The 17736-nt window shown below is 48.8% G+C and carries 18 protein-coding genes; 12 read left to right on the top strand and 6 right to left on the bottom strand.

The features are described 5' to 3' along the window. Nucleotides 1-106: 106 nt before the first annotated feature. Together ACFS7Z_RS15205 and ACFS7Z_RS15200 are read right to left on the bottom strand one after the other, a co-directional pair. Nucleotides 107-826 (bottom strand): ABC transporter ATP-binding protein, encoded by a 720-nt coding sequence (locus tag ACFS7Z_RS15205; RefSeq protein WP_377486089.1) that lies wholly within the window; start codon nt 824-826, stop codon nt 107-109. A gap of 72 nt (nt 827-898) precedes the next feature. Then, a complete protein-coding gene (locus ACFS7Z_RS15200) occupies nt 899-2149 on the bottom strand; it encodes an efflux RND transporter periplasmic adaptor subunit (protein WP_377486087.1) in 1251 nt (416 codons plus the stop codon). Nucleotides 2150-2450: 301 nt separating this feature from the next. On the opposite strand from ACFS7Z_RS15200, the gene ACFS7Z_RS15195 reads away from it, so the two are divergent. Continuing rightward, nucleotides 2451-3833 (top strand): sigma-54-dependent transcriptional regulator, encoded by a 1383-nt coding sequence (locus ACFS7Z_RS15195; RefSeq protein WP_377486085.1) that lies wholly within the window; start codon nt 2451-2453, stop codon nt 3831-3833. Further along, on the top strand, nt 3823-5199 hold the full coding sequence (locus ACFS7Z_RS15190; RefSeq protein ID WP_377486083.1) for a sensor histidine kinase: 1377 nt from the start codon (nt 3823-3825) through the stop codon (nt 5197-5199). Before ACFS7Z_RS15195 ends, ACFS7Z_RS15190 begins: the two co-directional genes overlap by 11 nt. 71 nt (nt 5200-5270) lie before the next feature. On the opposite strand, the gene trxA is transcribed toward ACFS7Z_RS15190, so the two are convergent. Then, complete coding sequence (gene trxA / locus ACFS7Z_RS15185) at nt 5271-5579, bottom strand: thioredoxin (protein ID WP_377486081.1); 309 nt, start codon at nt 5577-5579, stop codon at nt 5271-5273. Nucleotides 5580-5695: 116 nt separating this feature from the next. After that, nucleotides 5696-6505 (bottom strand): class I SAM-dependent methyltransferase, encoded by an 810-nt coding sequence (locus ACFS7Z_RS15180; protein WP_377486079.1) that lies wholly within the window; start codon nt 6503-6505, stop codon nt 5696-5698. Between the two features lie 347 nt (nt 6506-6852). On the opposite strand from ACFS7Z_RS15180, the gene ACFS7Z_RS15175 reads away from it, so the two are divergent. The 9 genes from ACFS7Z_RS15175 (at nt 6853) to ACFS7Z_RS15135 (ending at nt 14406) form a co-directional block, all read left to right on the top strand. Further along, nucleotides 6853-7167, top strand: a complete 315-nt coding sequence (locus ACFS7Z_RS15175) for a hypothetical protein (protein ID WP_377486077.1) — start codon at nt 6853-6855, stop codon at nt 7165-7167. Nucleotides 7168-7180: 13 nt separating this feature from the next. After that, complete coding sequence (locus ACFS7Z_RS15170) at nt 7181-7810, top strand: hypothetical protein (RefSeq protein ID WP_377486075.1); 630 nt, start codon at nt 7181-7183, stop codon at nt 7808-7810. 6 nt (nt 7811-7816) lie between these two features. Beyond that, nucleotides 7817-8620: a sensor histidine kinase gene (locus tag ACFS7Z_RS15165; protein ID WP_377486073.1), complete on the top strand. Its 804-nt coding sequence runs from the start codon at nt 7817-7819 to the stop codon at nt 8618-8620. Nucleotides 8621-8630: 10 nt separating this feature from the next. After that, nucleotides 8631-9047, top strand: a complete 417-nt coding sequence (locus ACFS7Z_RS15160) for a response regulator (RefSeq protein ID WP_377486070.1) — start codon at nt 8631-8633, stop codon at nt 9045-9047. A gap of 466 nt (nt 9048-9513) precedes the next feature. Further along, complete coding sequence (locus ACFS7Z_RS15155; RefSeq protein ID WP_377486067.1) at nt 9514-10017, top strand: CsgE family curli-type amyloid fiber assembly protein; 504 nt, start codon at nt 9514-9516, stop codon at nt 10015-10017. 88 nt (nt 10018-10105) lie between these two features. Further along, nucleotides 10106-10522, top strand: a complete 417-nt coding sequence (locus tag ACFS7Z_RS15150) for a curli production assembly/transport component CsgF (RefSeq protein ID WP_377486064.1) — start codon at nt 10106-10108, stop codon at nt 10520-10522. Between the two features lie 86 nt (nt 10523-10608). Further along, the gene (locus ACFS7Z_RS15145) at nt 10609-12003 is read left to right on the top strand and encodes a CsgG/HfaB family protein (RefSeq protein WP_377486062.1); all 1395 of its coding nucleotides are present in this window, start codon (nt 10609-10611) and stop codon (nt 12001-12003) included. A 207-nt stretch (nt 12004-12210) separates the two neighbouring features. Beyond that, nucleotides 12211-13707: a carboxypeptidase-like regulatory domain-containing protein gene (locus ACFS7Z_RS15140; RefSeq protein ID WP_377486060.1), complete on the top strand. Its 1497-nt coding sequence runs from the start codon at nt 12211-12213 to the stop codon at nt 13705-13707. Nucleotides 13708-13923: 216 nt separating this feature from the next. Further along, entirely contained in the window at nt 13924-14406 is a 483-nt protein-coding gene (locus ACFS7Z_RS15135; protein ID WP_377486057.1) for a hypothetical protein, read from the top strand. A 376-nt stretch (nt 14407-14782) separates the two neighbouring features. Here the strand turns inward: ACFS7Z_RS15135 and ACFS7Z_RS15130 are convergent, their stop codons facing one another. Then, a complete protein-coding gene (locus ACFS7Z_RS15130) occupies nt 14783-15571 on the bottom strand; it encodes a hypothetical protein (RefSeq protein ID WP_377486055.1) in 789 nt (262 codons plus the stop codon). 465 nt (nt 15572-16036) lie between these two features. Further along, on the bottom strand, nt 16037-17290 hold the full coding sequence (locus ACFS7Z_RS15125) for an MFS transporter (RefSeq protein ID WP_377486052.1): 1254 nt from the start codon (nt 17288-17290) through the stop codon (nt 16037-16039). Nucleotides 17291-17445: 155 nt separating this feature from the next. Here ACFS7Z_RS15125 and ACFS7Z_RS15120 point away from each other — a divergent pair, with 155 nt between their 5' ends. Further along, nucleotides 17446-17736, top strand: a complete 291-nt coding sequence (locus ACFS7Z_RS15120) for an HNH endonuclease (protein WP_377486050.1) — start codon at nt 17446-17448, stop codon at nt 17734-17736.

Genomic DNA, 17736 nt, shown 5'->3' with positions numbered 1-17736 from the left:
CGTGTAGCGTAGCAGTATTTTAAGAAGGTGTTGTGTAGGTAGGCGCAAAGGGCTTGCGCCTACACTATTACAAACAACATTCAAACAACTAACTTTATAGCAGAGACTAAAGTAGTTCTGCTGCGTGGCGCTTCACATTCAGATTTTCCGTTACAATCTGGCCATCGAACAGGTTCACGATGCGGTGGGCGTACTCTGCGTCAGAAGGAGAGTGCGTTACCATTACCACAGTAGTTCCTGCCTCATTCAGCTCTGATAACAGCGCCATTACCTCACGGCCATGCACCGAGTCGAGGTTACCAGTCGGCTCATCCGCCAGTATCAGGCTAGGGTTAGATACAGTGGCCCGGGCAATGGCCACACGCTGCTGCTGACCCCCGGACAACTGCTGCGGGAAGTGGTTGCGGCGGTGAGCTATGCCCATACGCTCCATGGCTGCCTGCACACGCTTGTTGGTTTCCTCTTTTCCGACACCCAGGTAAGCGAGCGGCAGCCCGATGTTCTCTGACACAGTCAGTTCATCAATCAGGTTAAAGCTCTGGAACACAAAGCCCAGGTTCTCCTTGCGCAGCTTGGCGCGCTGGCGCTCAGAAGCGTTGCTGATGTCTTGGCCCAGGAAGGTAAATGAACCGGAAGAAGGGCTGTCGAGCATGCCCAAGATGTTTAGCAGCGTAGATTTTCCGCAACCAGAAGGGCCCATGATAGCCACAAACTCTCCTTTGGCAATCTTCAGGTCAACGCCAGCCAGGGCAGTGGTCTCCACTGTGTCCGTCACGTATTTTTTCTGCAGATTCTTTGTTTCGATGATTAGTTCTTCCTTGTTCATAATTGGTGTCTTGGTTTGAGGTTGTCTTTTAAGTTTTATTTTGTACTAGAGGCAGAGATGATAATTTGATTTCTATTTAAGCTCCAGTCTGTCAATGTCGCCGTAGCTGTCGTAAGATGACAGTACTACCTGGTCGCCTGGCTGCAGGCCATCCAGCACTTCGTAGTGGTTAGGGTTCTGGCGGCCAAGTTTGATGTTGCGCTTGGTGGCAAACTCACCTGATTTGTCTACCACAAATATCCAGTTACCGCCTGTGCTCTGGTAGAAGCCTCCGCGTGGCACCAGCACGGCACTGCCACCGTCGTTCAGGTTAAGCTTTAACTGCAGGGTCTGCCCGCGGCGGATGCCTTCCGGCGCTTCGCCTGCAAACTCCATATCTACCTTAAAGGTGTTGTTCTGCACCTCCGGGAATACTTTGGCAATTTTAACCTCATGCGTTTTCCCGTTGAAGTCAAAGGTGCCTTTCAGGCCCTCATAAACCCTAGAAATATAATGCTGGTCGATGTTAGCCGATACTTTATAGCCGCTCAGGTTATCAATCTGGCCAATGTTCTCGCCAGCCCCCTTCGACTCGCCCACCTCTGCCTTCAGGGTAGATAGCTGCCCGGCGATAGGGGCAATCACATACAGGTTATCCAGCGTATTGCGGGCCATGCCAATGTTGGCAGTCATGCGGGAAATGGAATGGTCGAGCTGGCGCAGGCGGTCATCCATTAGCTTGGCGTCCTGCTTTACAGAGCGCTCTGCCAGGTTCTTGCGCTTGTTCAGGTAATTGTACTCATCCTGCGACGACTGGAACTCCTCCTGTGGAATAACCTTTTCCTTTATCAGCATCTGGTTACGCTCGTATTTACGCTGTGCCAGGGCCAGGTTGTACTCAATCTCTGCCAGTTCGTTTTCTTTCCGGATCAAGTCCTGCTTCATGATGATCTCGGAGTTCTGGCGCTCGTTCATCAGGTCGTAAAGCTGCGACTCACGGGTCATGAAGTCAATCTGGAGGGTCGTGTTCGAAAGCTTCAGAATGGTATCGCCTACCTGCACGGTCTGCCCGTCGTCCTTGTATATTTTCTCTACACGGCCACCTTCCGGTATATCGAGGTAAAAGGTTTTAAGGGGTTCCACAGAACCATCAATGGCGATAAACTCCTGGAAAACACCATCCTTTACACTTCCCAGCGTCACACGCTCGCTGTCTACATTCAGCTTGGAAGTGTGCTCTGCGAAGAGTAGATTATAAATTACCAGCACCAACAGGGCAACGGCACCTACTATGATGGCAATTTTTTTAGGAGTATATGTTTTCTTTTCAATTACGCGATCCATTGTGAAGCTATGTTTTCTTAGGTATTTTATTGTCTTTCTGCTAGGCATTTTCCAATAAGTGTGCCATAAAACACAAATAGCTGATATACAGTTTATTACCAAGGCTTATAGTATGATGCTATGTGTTTAGTGTCCGGTTCCGAACACCTGGGTGTCTGCATCCGAACAGCAAACGCATCTCCTGAAAAACTTGTCTGGGATATTTGCGCCAGCACCAGTATACTTAAACTGTTCCCTTGCCTTCATGCACGAAAAATTCTTAGCTTTACGTTATATAGTCCTTTTTTCCTACAACTGAACGATGAGTAAAATAGCCTGCAACATACTGATAGTTGATGATGAGGATGATATCCTGATGGCAGGCAGGCTGCTCCTGAAGCAGCATTTTGCCTCAGTCTTAACTACCTCTGATCCGTACAAGATCCCGTCGCTGCTGCAGGAGCGGCCAGTGGATGTGGTGTTGCTGGATATGAACTACAGTACCGGGGCCACCTCCAGCAAAGAAGGCCTGCACTGGCTGAAGCAGATCCGCCAGATATCCCCGGATACTTCTGTGATACTGATGACTGCCTACGGCGATATTGAGCTGGCGGTGCGTGCCCTGAAAGAGGGAGCCGCTGACTTCGTACTGAAGCCCTGGCAGAATGAGAAACTGGTGGCCATCCTGAAATCGGCCTGCCAGAAGAACAGTAGCAAGGAAAGCCGTACGGCAGAAACGGCAGAGCAAAACAACACGGTATACCACTACGGGGAGTTTATCGGTGTGTCGCCGGCCATGCAGCGGGTGTACCAGACCATAGACAAAGTAGCAGGCACAGACGCCAACGTACTGATTCTGGGCGAGAACGGCACCGGCAAGGAAGTGGCGGCCCGGGCGCTGCACCGCAAGTCCAAAAGGGCAAAAGAGACCTTTGAGAAGGTGGATTTAGGCGCTGTGAGTGCAACGCTGTTTGAAAGCGAGCTCTTCGGCCATGCCAAAGGATCCTTTACCGATGCAAAAGAAGACCGCGCCGGCCGCTTTGAGGCAGCCACCGGCGGAACGCTTTTCCTGGATGAAATTGGAAACCTCTCGCTGGCGCTGCAGGCCAAGCTGCTGACGGTGCTGCAGGCCCGCCAAGTTATTCGGTTGGGTACCAACAAGCCAAGGTCCATCAACATCCGTCTTGTTTGCGCCACCAATATGCCGCTTTATGAGATGGTGCGGGAAGGCAGCTTCCGGCAGGACTTACTGTACCGCATCAATACCGTAGAAATACACCTGCCCCCGCTTCGGGAGCGCCGTGAAGACATCAAACTGCTGGCGGAGCATTTCCTGGCAATCTATAGCCAGAAGTATGAGCGCCCTAACCTGCGCATGAACCAGAACACCCTGCGCCGCCTGAGCGAGTACCACTGGCCTGGTAATATCCGGGAGTTGGACCATGCCATGGAACGCGCCGTTATACTTTGCGATGGGGATGAGCTGCAGGCCGACGACTTTTACTTTGCCCCAAGCGAGGCAGCCTACGAGCAGCGCCAGATGGTGGAAAACATAGCCGACAACTACTATACCCTGGACACACTGGAGAAAATGATGGTGCAGAAAGCGCTGGTAAAACACGCCGGCAACATTACGCATGCGGCAAAAGAACTGGGCATTACCCGTACTGCCCTTTATCGGAGGATAGAAAAGCATGGTCTTTAACGGCTTTAAGGCCAAGCTGCTGTTTCGGTTGTTGTTGTTGGTGGCCATCATCGTGGTGACCGTGTTTGTCCTCTACCGTACGGATTGGTACATGACAGCCTTCTGTCTTTTCCTGTTGGTGCTGTTCCAGCTTTACGATATGCTTTTTTTTGTAGAGCGCACCAACCGCGACATCAGCAGCTTTTTAGAGGCTATCAAACACTCCGACTTTACACAGCGCTTTGCCGCAGAAGGCGCAAATTCATCTTTCCGCGACCTCTACGACAGCTTCAATGACATATCAGACTCTTTCCAGCGCGTAAAGACGGAGAAGCAGGCACATTATCATTACCTGCAGACGATTGTAGAGCAGATAGGCACCGGTATACTTACTTTCAATGAAGAAGGGGAGGTGCAGTTGGTAAATCATGTGGTAAAAGAACTGCTGCGTGTGCCGCACCTGCGGAATATCCAGGCTCTGGAGCGGCTAAGCCCGGAACTGGTGCATGCGCTGTGGCACACGCAGCACAACGGAAAGACCCTGGTAACGGTGCCACTTGAGCAGGAACAGCTGCTGCTGAACCTGCATGTGACGGAACTGCGCTCCCAGGGGCAGCTACTCAAAATTGTGACCTTGCAGAACATACAATCCGAACTGGAGGAGCAGGAACTCCAGACGTGGCAGAAAGTTATCCGGGTGCTGACGCATGAAATCATGAACTCCGTGACGCCTGTCATATCGCTTACTTCTACGGTGGCAGGTTTGCTCAAAAGCGGAGTTATCGCGAAACGGGCAGCGGGGGAGGCTATAGAAGAGGAGGTGCTGGAGGACATGCAGGCTGGCTTGCAAACCATTGAGCGCCGCAGTGCCGGCATGCTGCACTTTGTAAAGAACTACCGCCGCCTGATGCGCCTGCCAACATCCGAGCTTCGCCCGGTGAAGGTAAAAGAGCTGCTACAGAACGTACGGCGGTTGTTACAGCCTACCATGCAGACACAGCACATCAGCCTGAAACTATACCTGCCCGATGAGAATATGGTGATACTGGCCGATGCCGAGCAACTGGAGCAGGTGCTGATTAACCTGATTAAGAACGGTATGGAAGCGTGTGAAGCAGTAGATAGTCCCTGCGTGGAGGTTGTGGCCTATATACCGGAGCAGGAAAAGAGCATGGTCCGGATAGATGTGACAGACAATGGAGATGGCATTCCGGCAGATGTGCTGGATAAGATCTTCATTCCGTTTTATACCACCAAAAAGCAAGGGTCCGGCATCGGGCTCAGCTTATCGAAGCAGATTATCCGGCAGCACGGCGGCAGCATCCGCGTGAATTCCCAACCCGGCGGTCCTACAGTTTTCAGCCTGCAGTTGAAAGGCAATAATTGAATAACTGAATTTTGAATGACTGAAGGTAAAAGGAGAACTTATCCGATAATTCAAAATTCAGTTATTCAAAATTAAGATATCGCCTGCTGCACTGCCTGCGACAATACATGGGCAGGCATGGCACCGGACTGCCGCCATACCTGCTGGCCTTTGTTGAAAAGAATAAACGTAGGCACACCCTGCACCCGGTATTGGGCAGCCGCTGCCTGGTTTTTGTCTATATCCACCTTTATTACCTTCAGCTTACCCTCAAACTGGCTGGCTACCTGCTTCACAACCGGCGACATGGTCTTGCACGGGCCGCACCACTCGGCATGAAAATCGACCAGCACCGGCGTATCCGGGCTGTTTATGAGTTCCTGAAATGATTTCTTTGCCATAGCGTTAGTACTTTGTATACCAAATGAATACGGTTACTGTAGGAACAGAGGTTTCAGCATTCCAGCAGGAAAATAGGGATGAGGTTTATACATGCACGAGCTGGAGGTCCAAAGCCTCAGTTCTTTGGCTTATTTACTTTGATGGAATAGAGCAGCGGTATCTTGCTTCCGAGGTGCTTAATGCGCCAGTAACCGTCTGCGCCCTGCTCCATGTGCCGGAAGTTGTTGTAAGGTGAGTACGGAAATTCGTGCAGGAATTCCAGTTGCAGCCCTTTGGCTGTGAGGGAAGAGACTACCTCGCCTAAGCTATGGTTCCACCCGTATTCGGTGAGTTTTTCATGGCTGCTGCCGTCGGTGTAGCTCTGCTCTGTTTCTGTTACTATAGGAGTATAGGTGTTATGGTACGGGTAAGCAATTTCCTTGAAATCGTCATCAAACATCCAGGCCACAGGATGAAACTCCACCATATAAAAGGTGCCCCCCGGCTTAAGGAAATGGTTTATAATATCGGACCACTGCTCAAGGTCTGGCAACCAGCCGATGGTGCCGTAGGAGGTAAAAACGATATCAAACTGCCCTTGCAGGTTCTCCTTCAGGTCATACACGTTCGACTGCACAAACTTTGCATCCAGCCCCAGTTGCTGGTTTAGCCTGCGTGCCTCCTCAATAGAGGCATCCGAAAGATCGATACCGGTAGCGTTTGCTCCCTGCCTCGCCCACGACAGCGTGTCCTGCCCGAAGTGGCACTGCAGGTGCAGCAGCGCTTTCCCTTGCACATCCCCCAACTCTTCCAGTTCAATGTTGTTCAGCGATGTCTGGCCTGCTACAAAAGCATCGACATTGTAAAATGCTGACTGCCGGTGCAGCGGGGTTCGCTTGTTCCAGAGTTGGCGGTTGCTTTCGAAATAGTGTTTATAGTCTTCCATTACAATCAAATTTAACGTCTCCCCTGAATTTAAAATGACTTTAATTTTTGAATTTCCTTGACTACAGGGGTGCTTGTCATCAATGCTTTGTGGTAGTATGACTGGTTTTAGGCGCGATGTGTATGGGTTCAGTTCACCCTCCGTTACCTCATGTAAAGCCGGAAGCGCGATAACTATTCTGACCTTATACTTCTCCTGATGCTTTTAAGATATGGTTTACGGGAACTTGTCTCTGCACTCCTCCACAACTACGCGCTTTTACATTAGTTTTTTATAAAAAAGTTAATATTTTGGTTATTTAATATAAATTTATGAATATATTTAGGATTAGAAAAAAGAAATAAAAGATGAGATTCAACGGAACTGAGGGCGAAGCCATCGAACTGGCAAAAGCTGCTGCCTGGACGGCAAATTACAGGAAAGCAGGGGCAGCAGATACGGCAAAGTCACACTTTTTTGGTACACAGATTATTCAGAGCCTTTTGGAGCAGGAGGGTTGTGTCGGCATCAGGATGTATTATGCCTTAGATGATGATAGGAAGAAGCAGCTCATTCTGATAGGAGTTGATGAAAGCGGGAACGACCTGGAAAGCGGTTTAGTCGCAGATAGATCCGTGGTCTGCCCTCCGGACTGTGGCACCGATGGCACGCTGAGCAGGTAAACGCATGAGCTTCATGGGGGCAATTGTCAATATTGCCACGTTTTCAGTGCTTATCCCGCTGTTGGCTGGTTTGATTCGGTTTAAAAGGGGAGGCCAAGTCAGTTACATCCTGTTCGGATATGTAGTTGTTAGTGCCCTGGTGGATGCCGGCGGCCTGATAACGGCCAGTAAAGGAATTAATAATAACTGGATGTCTCATGTGTTTGTGCCGCTGGAGTATCTTTTCTTCTCTTCCGTGTATGCCTTAGCGGTGCCCTCTGAGCGCTGGAAGAAAGCAGTTTATGTTTCATTCTGGCTGTTCCTGGGGTTCTGTGTCCTGAATGTCTTTTTATGGGAGCCACTGGATAAGTTCAACTCGAAGGCAAGGGTGCTGGAAAGCGCCCTGCTAATTGCCATGGTGCTGCTATATTTCTATAGTAAACTAAAACAGCGAGAGGAGCAGAACTTTCTGACAGAACCACTCTTTCTGTTCAGCTCAGCCATTCTGCTGTATTTTTCCGGAACGGTAGTGATTTTCTCTTTTCTGGAGGCGCTGATGCAGGAGTCTATGGAATTGGCCAGGTCTTTTATGAATGTAATGCGTGTACTGCTGATTATGTTGAATGTGGTCATCGCTATCGTGCTGCTGAAGGATAAAAAGTAACGATTGATGGAGCTAGAGCCATGGATACCCCTCCTTATTTTGATTCCCGTCATGCTGCTGCTGGCACTTGGCGTAATCGGGTTTATGGTGCTCTTTCAAAAACGGCTGCACCAGCATCAGCAGAATCTGCAAAAGCTGCAGGCAGCCAGGCAACAACAGCTTTTGGAGGTTACGATGCAGGCGCAGGAGGAGGAGCGGCGAAGAGTAGCACGGGATCTACATGATGAGATAGGAACCATGTTGTCGCTGGTGAAGCTTAACCTATACCAACTGTCGCCGGTGATGGAGGGCGCAAGCGAAGAGCTGCGTGCGGTAGAGCGCCATATAAAACAGTTGCTGGATGAAGTAATTGGCAGTGTACGCCGTATATCACAAGACCTGATGCCTGTGGTGCTGGACAAGATGGGACTGCAGCAGGCGCTTGAGGCATTGCGGCGCTCTGTGCCGGATACTTCCGGGGTACAGGTTGCTTTTGTGTGTAACGACAAAAGCAGGCGGATGGCGCCAAAACTGGAGCTGATGCTGTTCCGGATTGTGCAGGAGTTGCTGAACAACAGCCTGAAGCATGCGCAGGCAAGCACCATCAGCATAGAACTGCACCTGGCTGAGAAGGAGGCAACAATGCGGTATGCTGATAATGGTGTGGGCTTCGATTATGTGGAAGTGCTGCAGAAGGGGCAGGGGATGGGAGTAGTCAGCTTGCAAAGCCGCGTAGATTTACTGAAAGGAAAAATGAAGACAAGATCCCTGGCTGGGGTGGGGACCCAGGTCGAGGTTATAGTGCCAATACAACAATCAACAGATTACTAAATCACTACGTATGGAGTATCAACCGCTCACATTAGCCATTGCTGATGATCACGTGCTGTTCCGAAAGGGGGTTTTGGAACTTATGAAGGCATTTCAGGAAATTACAGTAGTAGCTGATACCAACAACGGCGCAGAACTGCTGGACAAAGTAGAAAGCAACTTACCAGACGTCATCATGCTGGACCTGGAAATGCCCGAAATGGATGGTGTCCAGACAGCCCGCTACCTGCTGTCAAAGTATGAGAATGCTACCATCCTCATCATGTCTACCTATGGAGAGGAGTCTCTTGTGGAGAGCTTGCTGGAGGAGGGGGTGAAGGGCTATTTGCTTAAAAATTCGGAGCCTGCCGAACTAAGAGATGCACTACAGGCCCTGAAAGCCGGTAAAAGCTTTTTCTCGCCCGCCATTAATATTTCCAGCAGTTAAAAATAGGTAGCTGCTTTGCAGGTTTATGAAAGGCGGTAGCACAGGTTGCAGCGTAAACTTTTTAAAGTATAAAATAGATAAAAGCCGCCTTTTTCTGTGGCTGCAGATTTCCTGCGGTTATCCGTGTATGAAGATGTACTACTATTACATCCAATCATGGAAGCCACGTGTGACGCTGCAGTAAAAAGGCCCAAAACTCCCCCACGCTGTTTCAGTTGCTCCGTTTAAAAATTCATGCTGTTAGAAATCAGCAGGGCCTTTATGACCCTCTGATTCAGGCCGCACTCTTTTTCTGTCTCCGCCCGGTGAGCAAACGCCATACTCCACAAATCCTGTTATTCCGCCTCCTGGATATCAAAAAGTAGAGATAATCTATTAATGTGTAAACTTTTGCAGCGAGTAAAAGTATAAGCAAGCGTATAAAAGTTCTGTTATAAAATTGCCTGTTTTGTCTTTTCGCCCGAGCTTGTACAGCCTTTTTCTGCTTCTGCTTCTGGTAGTGGCTGGAGAAGCCTATGCCCAGCAAAAAAAACCACAGCAGCCGGAGCCGCAGGATACTACTCTGAATCTGGAGAAAGGAGTAGAATCAATTGACCTGGAACAGGCCGGACAGTACGAGCAGAACATCCGGAGCTCTGCCGACCTTGAAATTGACGGGCTGATTGTAGATAAAACCATTACAAAAGTTGGCCGTGATTTTTACGATGTGTTCCAAAGGCAGTGGGAAGCACCTCCCATGGCCCAGAACTTTACTATACAAATAGAAGAGCTGCCGAGCCGGGGCAATATTACCGTCGTCTCCTTGTCAGTGAATGAGGATAAACTATTTGAGCAACCTCTTCAGCCCCGCTACGACATAATAGAGGAGGTGGCGACGTATATGGTAGGCGTGGTTTACGATTACCTGATGAATGACCAACTGAACAAGCAATTGGAGGCAGAAGGCAAAAAGGCCCGCGAGGTGTTTTGAGTTAACTCCGGCATCTGTAAGATTTACAGTTTGGTATGAGGAAAAGATTTAAGTTAAGTACCTGAATACATAAATAAAGGAATGTCCTATGAAAACACTGCTCTACCTGTTTGCCCTTTGTTTGCTGTCTTCCACCCAACTGCAGGCACAGGACCTGGTGTATCAGCCTAAAAATCCCGCTTTTGGAGGTGATACGTTTAATTATCAGTGGCTGCAAAGTTCGGCACAGGCACAGGACAAGACAAAAGACCCGGACGCCCAGGTTAACAGCCTGCTCAGGAGAAACCCTCTCCAGGACTTTGAAGAGAACCTGAACAGGCAGGTGCTGAATCAACTGTCAAGGCAACTGGTAGCCTCGCAATTTGGTGAAGAAGGTTTGGAGCCCGGAAGCTACACCGTTGGCAACTACCAGATTGATGTATCAGAAGGAGGCAGCGGTGTCAGTGTTGTTATTGTGGACATTGGTACAGGAGACCGGACAACAGTTACCATACCTTACTTTTAGCAGGCAACGCTTTTTCTGCCTATACCTGCCTTTACCGTTGCACTGCTTTTTGCTACACCTTTTCACCCTTATGCATTCGCCACCCTATGTTGTTTAAATATTTCTGGCGCATACGTGCTTTAAGCCTCCTGTTGTTTCTGTTGCAGGTGTCTGCCTGCGCGCCCTATTTCAACCAGCCTTTTCAGACTTCCAGCGCTTTGCTGGGCGCACCGGCACCCGGCGGGGAGGACCTTGTAAATTTGCCGCCCCCTGAGCAGAAAGTGGTCGCTGCCGTTTACAAGTTCAGGGACCAGACAGGGCAATACAAGCCTTCCGTAACCGGTGCCAACTGGTCTACTGCCGTTACACAGGGGGCCACCACCATTCTCATAAACGCACTGGATGAGTCGGGCTGGTTTATTCCTATCGAACGGGAGAACCTGGGCAACCTGCTCAACGAACGCAAAATTATACGTTCTACCCGTGCGGAAGCGGAAGCCATTACCGGTGCCAAACAACCCGCTTTACCCGGGCTTCTCTTTGCAGGCGTAATACTGGAAGGTGGCATCATCTCTTATGATGCTAACGTCGTAACGGGTGGTGCCGGACTTCGTTACTTTGGAGCTGGCGGTTCGGGGCAGTACCGGGAAGACAAGGTGACGGTATACCTCAGGGCGGTTTCCTCGAGTACAGGTGAAATCCTGAAAACCGTATATACTTCCAAAACTATTCTTTCGCAGTCCGTCGATTTCGGGCTTTTCCGGTATGTCAAGTTCAAGCGCTTGTTAGAGGCAGAGACCGGGTTTACTTACAATGAACCAACGGAGATAGCTGTAAAAGAAGCCATCAACAAAGCGGTGCAAAGCCTGGTAATTGAGGGGTTGCTGGCCGGTTACTGGCAGCTGGAAAACCCTGCTGCCCTGGAATCTGCTGTTATTAAAGAATACCTCCAGGAAAAAGAGGATGTGCAAAGTTCTGATGTTCAGGGGCAACTGCTGGCGGAGCGGCGCGGCCTGATAGGGGCCAGCATTGCTGCGGGCGGCATCTTATACCGTGGAGACTACTCCAACCCGGTAGTGCGGCCTGTGGGAGAGGTCGGACTGAAAATCAGTACCCGCAACAACTTCGGGTTTGACGTAAAGTTTGGAAGGGGAGGGCTGGCCACGCGCGAAGTGTTCGAACTCATGGCAAATTATGCTGAACTGAATGTGAATTATAGTCTCCTTCCAAAGCTCAGGCATACTCCATACCTGCAGGTAGGTGCAGGAACGCTGGTCACAGATGGCATCTTCCGGGACTTTGGGTCTGAAGTGTATAACTCCTATGTTAAGGCAGGGATAGGGTATGAATACCTCCTGTCAAAACAAATCGGGTTGGACTTAAATGCGTCGAGTTCGTACCTGCTGAACGATACTTTTGACGATGTGGAGCAAGGCCGGTTTAATGACTACTTCTGGACAGGTAAAATAGGTATTAACTTCTACTTTAGGCCGTATAGGTAACTTCAGCATGAAAACAGAGCACCTGATTAAAGCGTGGAGGGGAGGAGCCAAAGAGATCAACCAAAAGCCATTACTTATGACTCAACAATACAACCACAGCAATAAAAGATTAATGTTCAAGCTCATTTCTTTTCAGGTAGGTATGTGGCGTGTCTGCTAAACTCCTGAACGTTTTTTTACTGTTTCTCAATATCCAACCAAGCCTTCATGTTTAAAACAACTTCTCCCCTTACGTTTGTTTACTTCTTGCTGCTGGTAATCGGAATAGTGGCATGTAACGAAGATACCATAGAGCCGAATGGAAGAGGCGCTATCAGCGGTCTGGTAATCGACGCTGAAACGAACCTGCCGATAGAGGCCGTAAGCATTACGACGACTCCTGCCACCTCGGCAGTGGTGACGAACGAAGAGGGAGTCTTCTCCATTACAGACATTCCAAAAGGAGACTATACCATCTCAGCCCAGAAGCTAGGGTATAAAACCAAAACAGTGACAATAGCTGTAAGAAACGCAGCGCAAAGCGATGTGACGCTGGTGCTGGAGGAAACGATGGCTGGCGGTTCCAGCCCGGGGCAGCCTGGCAGCCCTTCTCCAGAAGCAAGTGCCACTGGTCAGCCCATAGACGTAACGCTAAGCTGGCAGGCACCGGAAAACAGCGATTCCCTGACTTATGATGTATATCTGTATGAATCAGGCACAACGGAGAAAAAGAAGATAGCCGAATCAATAGCTGATACCAGTGTTGTGGTTCAAAACCTGAAGTACAACACCACTTACTTCTGGCAGGTAGCTGTGAAAGATAAAACCGGCAAACTAACGAACGGAGAAGTCTGGAGCTTTACCACTGTTTCGTTACCGGAGGCCCGCTATCTTTTTGCCCGCTCCATTAACGGTGATTACAATGTCTACTCCTCTGACGGAACGGAGGCAAATACATTTCGCTTAACCTCAAATTTCAGCCGGGAGTGGTGGCCGGTCCTGAATCCGCAACGCGATGTGATAGCCTATTCCTCTAACATTGGCATAGAACCGCAGATTTTCACGATGAACCGCGATGGCTCCAACATGCGGCAAGTTACCAGTATGCCGGTTGCGGGCTACCACAACCAGGGTATTGGTTTTGCCTGGTCGCCGGATGGGGGGCAGCTGCTATACCCTAACTACAACAACCTGTACCGCATTGAGCGCGATGGGTCCGGTCTTACGCTGGTAGCCACCGCGCCTGCCAACCGCCATTTTCGGATGGTAGACTGGACGGACAGGAGCGATAAGATTGTAGCTCAAACCATCGGTGCCAACATAAACGACTCCGAAGTCTATATCATGAATGCCGATGGCTCCAACATGCAGTTGCTGGTGGCAGACCTGCCCGGACGTGTGGAGAGCCCCGTATTCGCTATTGATGGCAACAGCATCCTTTACACTCATGATGTTGCCGGGTTTGAGAACCTAGAAGGGCGGCAACTGAATTCCCACATTTTCCGGAAGGCCATTGATGGCTCCGGTGTAGTGGACCTATCCAGGAATAAGCCTGAAGGCACCAATGACCTCTATCCAAAGTATTCCCCGGATGGCTCTAAGATTATCTTTGTGAACACGCCGAATGATGGCCTTGGTACTTTTGATGTGTACATGATGGATGCGGCGGATGGTAAGAACAGGGTGAAGCTTTTCTCCAACGCGACTATGCCAGATTGGAAGTAGAAGTGCCTAAGAAGTAGCCATGTTTAGGAGGTTCTGTATCAGGAGCCTTAGCCACAGGCCCTTATCTTAATCGGAAGCAGTAGCTTCACAATAAAAATGGCTAACGAGATAGTGGGGATTTTTGAAAGGGGAATAACTATAGATGAAACCACTTCCGCATATAGTGCAGACAAACGTATGTTAACGCATATTCGCTAGCTGGTTTTAACTTGAATCATGAAAAAGAAAAGCGCTCTCCTTGTTATACTGTTGCAGTTGGTTATTCTTACTTCAGGATTAGCTCAAACATCTCCTTTGTCTGAAAAGGAAGATAAAATAATATGTTACTTTCCTGCTGACCCTTATATTTTGAACAATGGGAAGTTGTTCGAACCTGTAAGTCTTCCTAATAGATTAAAAGATAAAAGAATCCATGGAAGAGTTTTCATGCAGATTTCCATTGACACATTGACAAACAAAGTGAAGGATGCTTATGTGCTGCGAACCATGCTGAAAAAAACGCCAGACGGTAGTACATACTTAGATTACATGTACAGCGATGACTTCGATAAGGTAGACACCTACCCAGAGAAGCTAAAACAGCTTTATCCTTTTCTAAAGCAAGTTGCAAATGGTATAAAAATAGAAAGGAACAAGGACGTTGATGTCATGAGCAGGTTTGTAACTTACACAGTTCCTGTGACTATTGAGAAAAAGTAAGAAAAGCTTAAACAAACACGGCACATGCTTTAGTTTCGGCTACGCCTCACCATAGCATGTACTATTCCGTTTAAACAACCATAATTCCACTCCATCTCCTGTGCTGCGCCACAAGCAAATTAAAAGTGTTTTTTCAAGGCACTAACTCCTCATCCAATCAGTACTACACGGGCACCGGAACTTCTTACACGGCGCTACCTGGAAAACCAGCATGGCCTTCCCCTTTGAGCTGACTTAAAAAGTCGTTAAGCCTATAAAGTTTGCTCGATAAATGAATTTTGACATGTTTGTTGTCTGAGTACGCAACGCACATAGGTTTAAGGAATAAAAAAGCGGCTTCCTTTAAGGGGAGCCGCTTTTTTCAGATCGGTGGTGATCACTGAATTACTGTGATGACGTTGTTATTACCTACCTGGGTAACAACGGCATTTTTGTCGTTGCCGCTCTGTATAATGGCAGCTACGTTGCCATCACCCCACTGGCCAATATAGCCTAAGTGGCCACTACCTATCTGGCCAATTGCGCCAACATTGTTATTGCCATACTGCTCAATTTCAGCATAATTGTCTGCTCCATACTGCCCGATGACTGCTGCGTTCAAACTGCCTTCCTGGTAAGATACAGCCCACATTCTATCACCCATCTGAAAGATTTCAGCAGCGTTCATGTCGCCGTACTGCCCTTGCCAGGATACATTGTTCATTCCCTCAACCTGATCGATGCGGGCCACGTTGAAATCTCCCCACTGAAACTGTTCGAGTGAGTTACCCATAGTACCCTCCAACTGAAAAGCCTGTATGATGTTAGAAGTACCGAACTGCTCACTGTACACATAGCCATTTGTTCCTACCTGCTCAATGTCAGCGGTATTGAACATTCCACCCTGAAACTGCATAGCATAGTTGCCGGTGTTGGCCTGCTCCAGACTGATTACGTTTGAAGAACCGTCCTGGTCCTGGTAAGACCAGTTTCCGTTACCTGACTGCGTTACCTGCACCAACTGTGTGTTACCGCGTTGGGCAACATCAATCAGGTTGTTCATGCCCGTTTGTTCAATGTTTGCCACCAGCTCTGTTCCTTCCTGTTCGATGTTTAGTTCGTTTTGAGCCATAACCAGCGTAGGCGTGATGAAAGCAGCAGCTAAAAAGAGTTTTTGTTTTATCATAGCATTAAGAATTTAGGTGAAAAATGATTTAGGTGAATAGTGTTCGTGAAACCACAATCAGAACAAGCTTACCATCACATAAAAGCAGCCATTTGATTGTTCATCGATTATACCATAAGTGTTCGCGGAATGTTATCATTTTTCAGTTAATTAATGAAGAAAATTTCATAAAACTTTTCCAGTACCCTTTGAAGGAGTTATAAAAGGATATTTTCGGTATTGCAGAAGAGCTATGAGGTTGGGATGCAGTGCCAAAGAAGCCTTAATAAATAATGAAAAGCGTGCTTTAAAGCTATAGATCCTGCTTGCACAGTAAATTTGATTTACATACAAGTATAACTTTAACGTATTCTTATCTACGTTCCGGCAAAAGAGTTTTCCTTCTCAGGGGAGTCGGGTTTGAACTAACAGAAGAGGCTGCCTCACCATGAAACAGCCTCTTTTTAGAGGATAAGAAACGCGCTTTTAAGAAACAGGCTTAAGGTGGCGCACCACCCAAACAGACACTATCGTGATAGCGCAGGCAATAAAACCAACCCAGGAATAGTGCAGCAGTGCGCCCGTAGCAGACTCTTTAACAATAAAGCCTGCTGCAAACGAACCCAAGCCGGCGCTTAGCTGCTGAACAGAAGAGTTAATGCTCATAAAGCTTCCTCTCAGTTTGGGCTCTACAGTGGATGTAATCAAAGCCATGGCCGGCACAAAACGGGCGCCAAAAAAGATAAAGAAGAAAGTTGTGATGATGAGGGCGATGTAATGCGGCACAGGCGGCAGGTTAGTTATCGCCAGAATCGGAAGGATGGAAAGCAAGGCGGCAATAGCAAACACACGCTTCTTCCCATGTTTATCTGCCAGCCGGCCGGCCCACTGCGAAGTAAACACTGTCGCCAAGCCACCAAACAGGTAAATATAGCTCAGTTCAGCCTCTTCGAAGCCCACATTGGCTACCATATAGGGGCTGATGAAAGGCACTACAAAAAAGCCTGCCATTGTCAGGGCTACCGTTAAAGCCATAGCCCACTGCAGGTTCCGTATCCTCAGTATGTTCCGGATTACGAGGAAAGGGCTCTCTGAAGTAGCATTGCTCAGGTGGCCGCGCATGGTTGGCAGAAAGAAGAACCCAACTAAAAGAACAATAAAGCTCAGCGCTGCCACCAGGTAAAATGGGGCATGCCAGCTTGTCTGGCTGGCCAGGTACAAACCAATCGGAATGCCGGCTATAGAGGCCACTGAAAAGGCAGCCATCACCTTGCCTGTGGCAGCACCGCGCCGTTTCTCCGGAATGGCATCCCCGATAATGGCCAGCAGCAAAGCACCTAACACACCGCCAAAAGCACCGGATAGTATTCTTGCTACCAGCAGCAACTCATAGGTGGGTGCCATGGCACAGGCCAGTGTGCCTATGGTAAAGCCCAGGTACAAACCGAGCAGCGCATGCTTACGGTCGAAACGATCTATGACAAGGGCGCTCAGAAAACCAGCCACAGCCGCACTAAACGTGTAAGACGACACCAGCAAGCCAAACTCCTTTGGAGAAATGCCAAACACGCGCATCAACTGCGGGCCAAGCGGCATCATGATCACAAAATCTATCATGTGCGTGAACTGGATGGCAGCGAGTAAAAAAATCAACAGCCCCTCCCGGATAACCTTCTTAGGGACAACGATATCGGATTCGGCAATTGTTATATCTGCAGGCTCTTGTGGAGAGGATTTCATAGGTTGATATTCAATGTAAGAGAGCAAAAGTAGGCATAAACAGGCATTGTGTCCCTGCTTCTGTGTGTAAGTTCTATAGGATGAATTTCTTTAAACTATCAACTCAGCTCAATTGTTTTCTGTAGGAAAAGTATCAGGTACGGTTTGTAAAAACAATGGCAAAAAAGCAGGAAGAAGCAGTTTGTGAACTTTGTGGAAGAGAGGTACAAAGCCTGTCGCGGCACCACCTCATTCCGCGTGAGGAGGGAGGCCGCTACGGGGCTACCGCTGAACTTTGCCAGCCCTGCCACAGTACCATCCATCTAACTTTTACCAACCGCGATCTGGCTACGGAATACAATACCATACCTGCTCTGCAAAGGGCAGAGCCATTGCAGAAGTACCTGAAGTGGGTCCGCGGCAAACGCATTCAGCGCATCGCCAACAGGAGAGGCAAGCGGCGATGA

Origin of the sequence: Pontibacter toksunensis (assembly GCF_042686245.1) — a bacterium.
GTDB classification, from domain to species: domain Bacteria; phylum Bacteroidota; class Bacteroidia; order Cytophagales; family Hymenobacteraceae; genus Pontibacter; species Pontibacter toksunensis.
This window is presented reverse-complemented; position numbering and strand designations above follow the sequence as displayed.

Excerpts from the sequence above, each read along its gene's own strand:
- ACFS7Z_RS15205 (WP_377486089.1), bottom strand. The coding sequence starts at position 826 with ATGAACAAGGAAGAACTAATCATCGAAACAAAGAATCTGCAGAAAAAA.
- ACFS7Z_RS15200 (WP_377486087.1), bottom strand. The coding sequence starts at position 2,149 with ATGGATCGCGTAATTGAAAAGAAAACATATACTCCTAAAAAAATTGCC.
- ACFS7Z_RS15195 (WP_377486085.1), top strand. The coding sequence starts at position 2,451 with ATGAGTAAAATAGCCTGCAACATACTGATAGTTGATGATGAGGATGAT.
- ACFS7Z_RS15190 (WP_377486083.1), top strand. The coding sequence starts at position 3,823 with ATGGTCTTTAACGGCTTTAAGGCCAAGCTGCTGTTTCGGTTGTTGTTG.
- trxA (WP_377486081.1), bottom strand. The coding sequence starts at position 5,579 with ATGGCAAAGAAATCATTTCAGGAACTCATAAACAGCCCGGATACGCCG.
- ACFS7Z_RS15180 (WP_377486079.1), bottom strand. The coding sequence starts at position 6,505 with ATGGAAGACTATAAACACTATTTCGAAAGCAACCGCCAACTCTGGAAC.
- ACFS7Z_RS15175 (WP_377486077.1), top strand. The coding sequence starts at position 6,853 with ATGAGATTCAACGGAACTGAGGGCGAAGCCATCGAACTGGCAAAAGCT.
- ACFS7Z_RS15170 (WP_377486075.1), top strand. The coding sequence starts at position 7,181 with ATGGGGGCAATTGTCAATATTGCCACGTTTTCAGTGCTTATCCCGCTG.
- ACFS7Z_RS15165 (WP_377486073.1), top strand. The coding sequence starts at position 7,817 with ATGGAGCTAGAGCCATGGATACCCCTCCTTATTTTGATTCCCGTCATG.
- ACFS7Z_RS15160 (WP_377486070.1), top strand. The coding sequence starts at position 8,631 with ATGGAGTATCAACCGCTCACATTAGCCATTGCTGATGATCACGTGCTG.
- ACFS7Z_RS15150 (WP_377486064.1), top strand. The coding sequence starts at position 10,106 with ATGAAAACACTGCTCTACCTGTTTGCCCTTTGTTTGCTGTCTTCCACC.
- ACFS7Z_RS15145 (WP_377486062.1), top strand. The coding sequence starts at position 10,609 with ATGTTGTTTAAATATTTCTGGCGCATACGTGCTTTAAGCCTCCTGTTG.
- ACFS7Z_RS15140 (WP_377486060.1), top strand. The coding sequence starts at position 12,211 with ATGTTTAAAACAACTTCTCCCCTTACGTTTGTTTACTTCTTGCTGCTG.
- ACFS7Z_RS15135 (WP_377486057.1), top strand. The coding sequence starts at position 13,924 with ATGAAAAAGAAAAGCGCTCTCCTTGTTATACTGTTGCAGTTGGTTATT.
- ACFS7Z_RS15130 (WP_377486055.1), bottom strand. The coding sequence starts at position 15,571 with ATGATAAAACAAAAACTCTTTTTAGCTGCTGCTTTCATCACGCCTACG.
- ACFS7Z_RS15125 (WP_377486052.1), bottom strand. The coding sequence starts at position 17,290 with ATGAAATCCTCTCCACAAGAGCCTGCAGATATAACAATTGCCGAATCC.
- ACFS7Z_RS15120 (WP_377486050.1), top strand. The coding sequence starts at position 17,446 with ATGGCAAAAAAGCAGGAAGAAGCAGTTTGTGAACTTTGTGGAAGAGAG.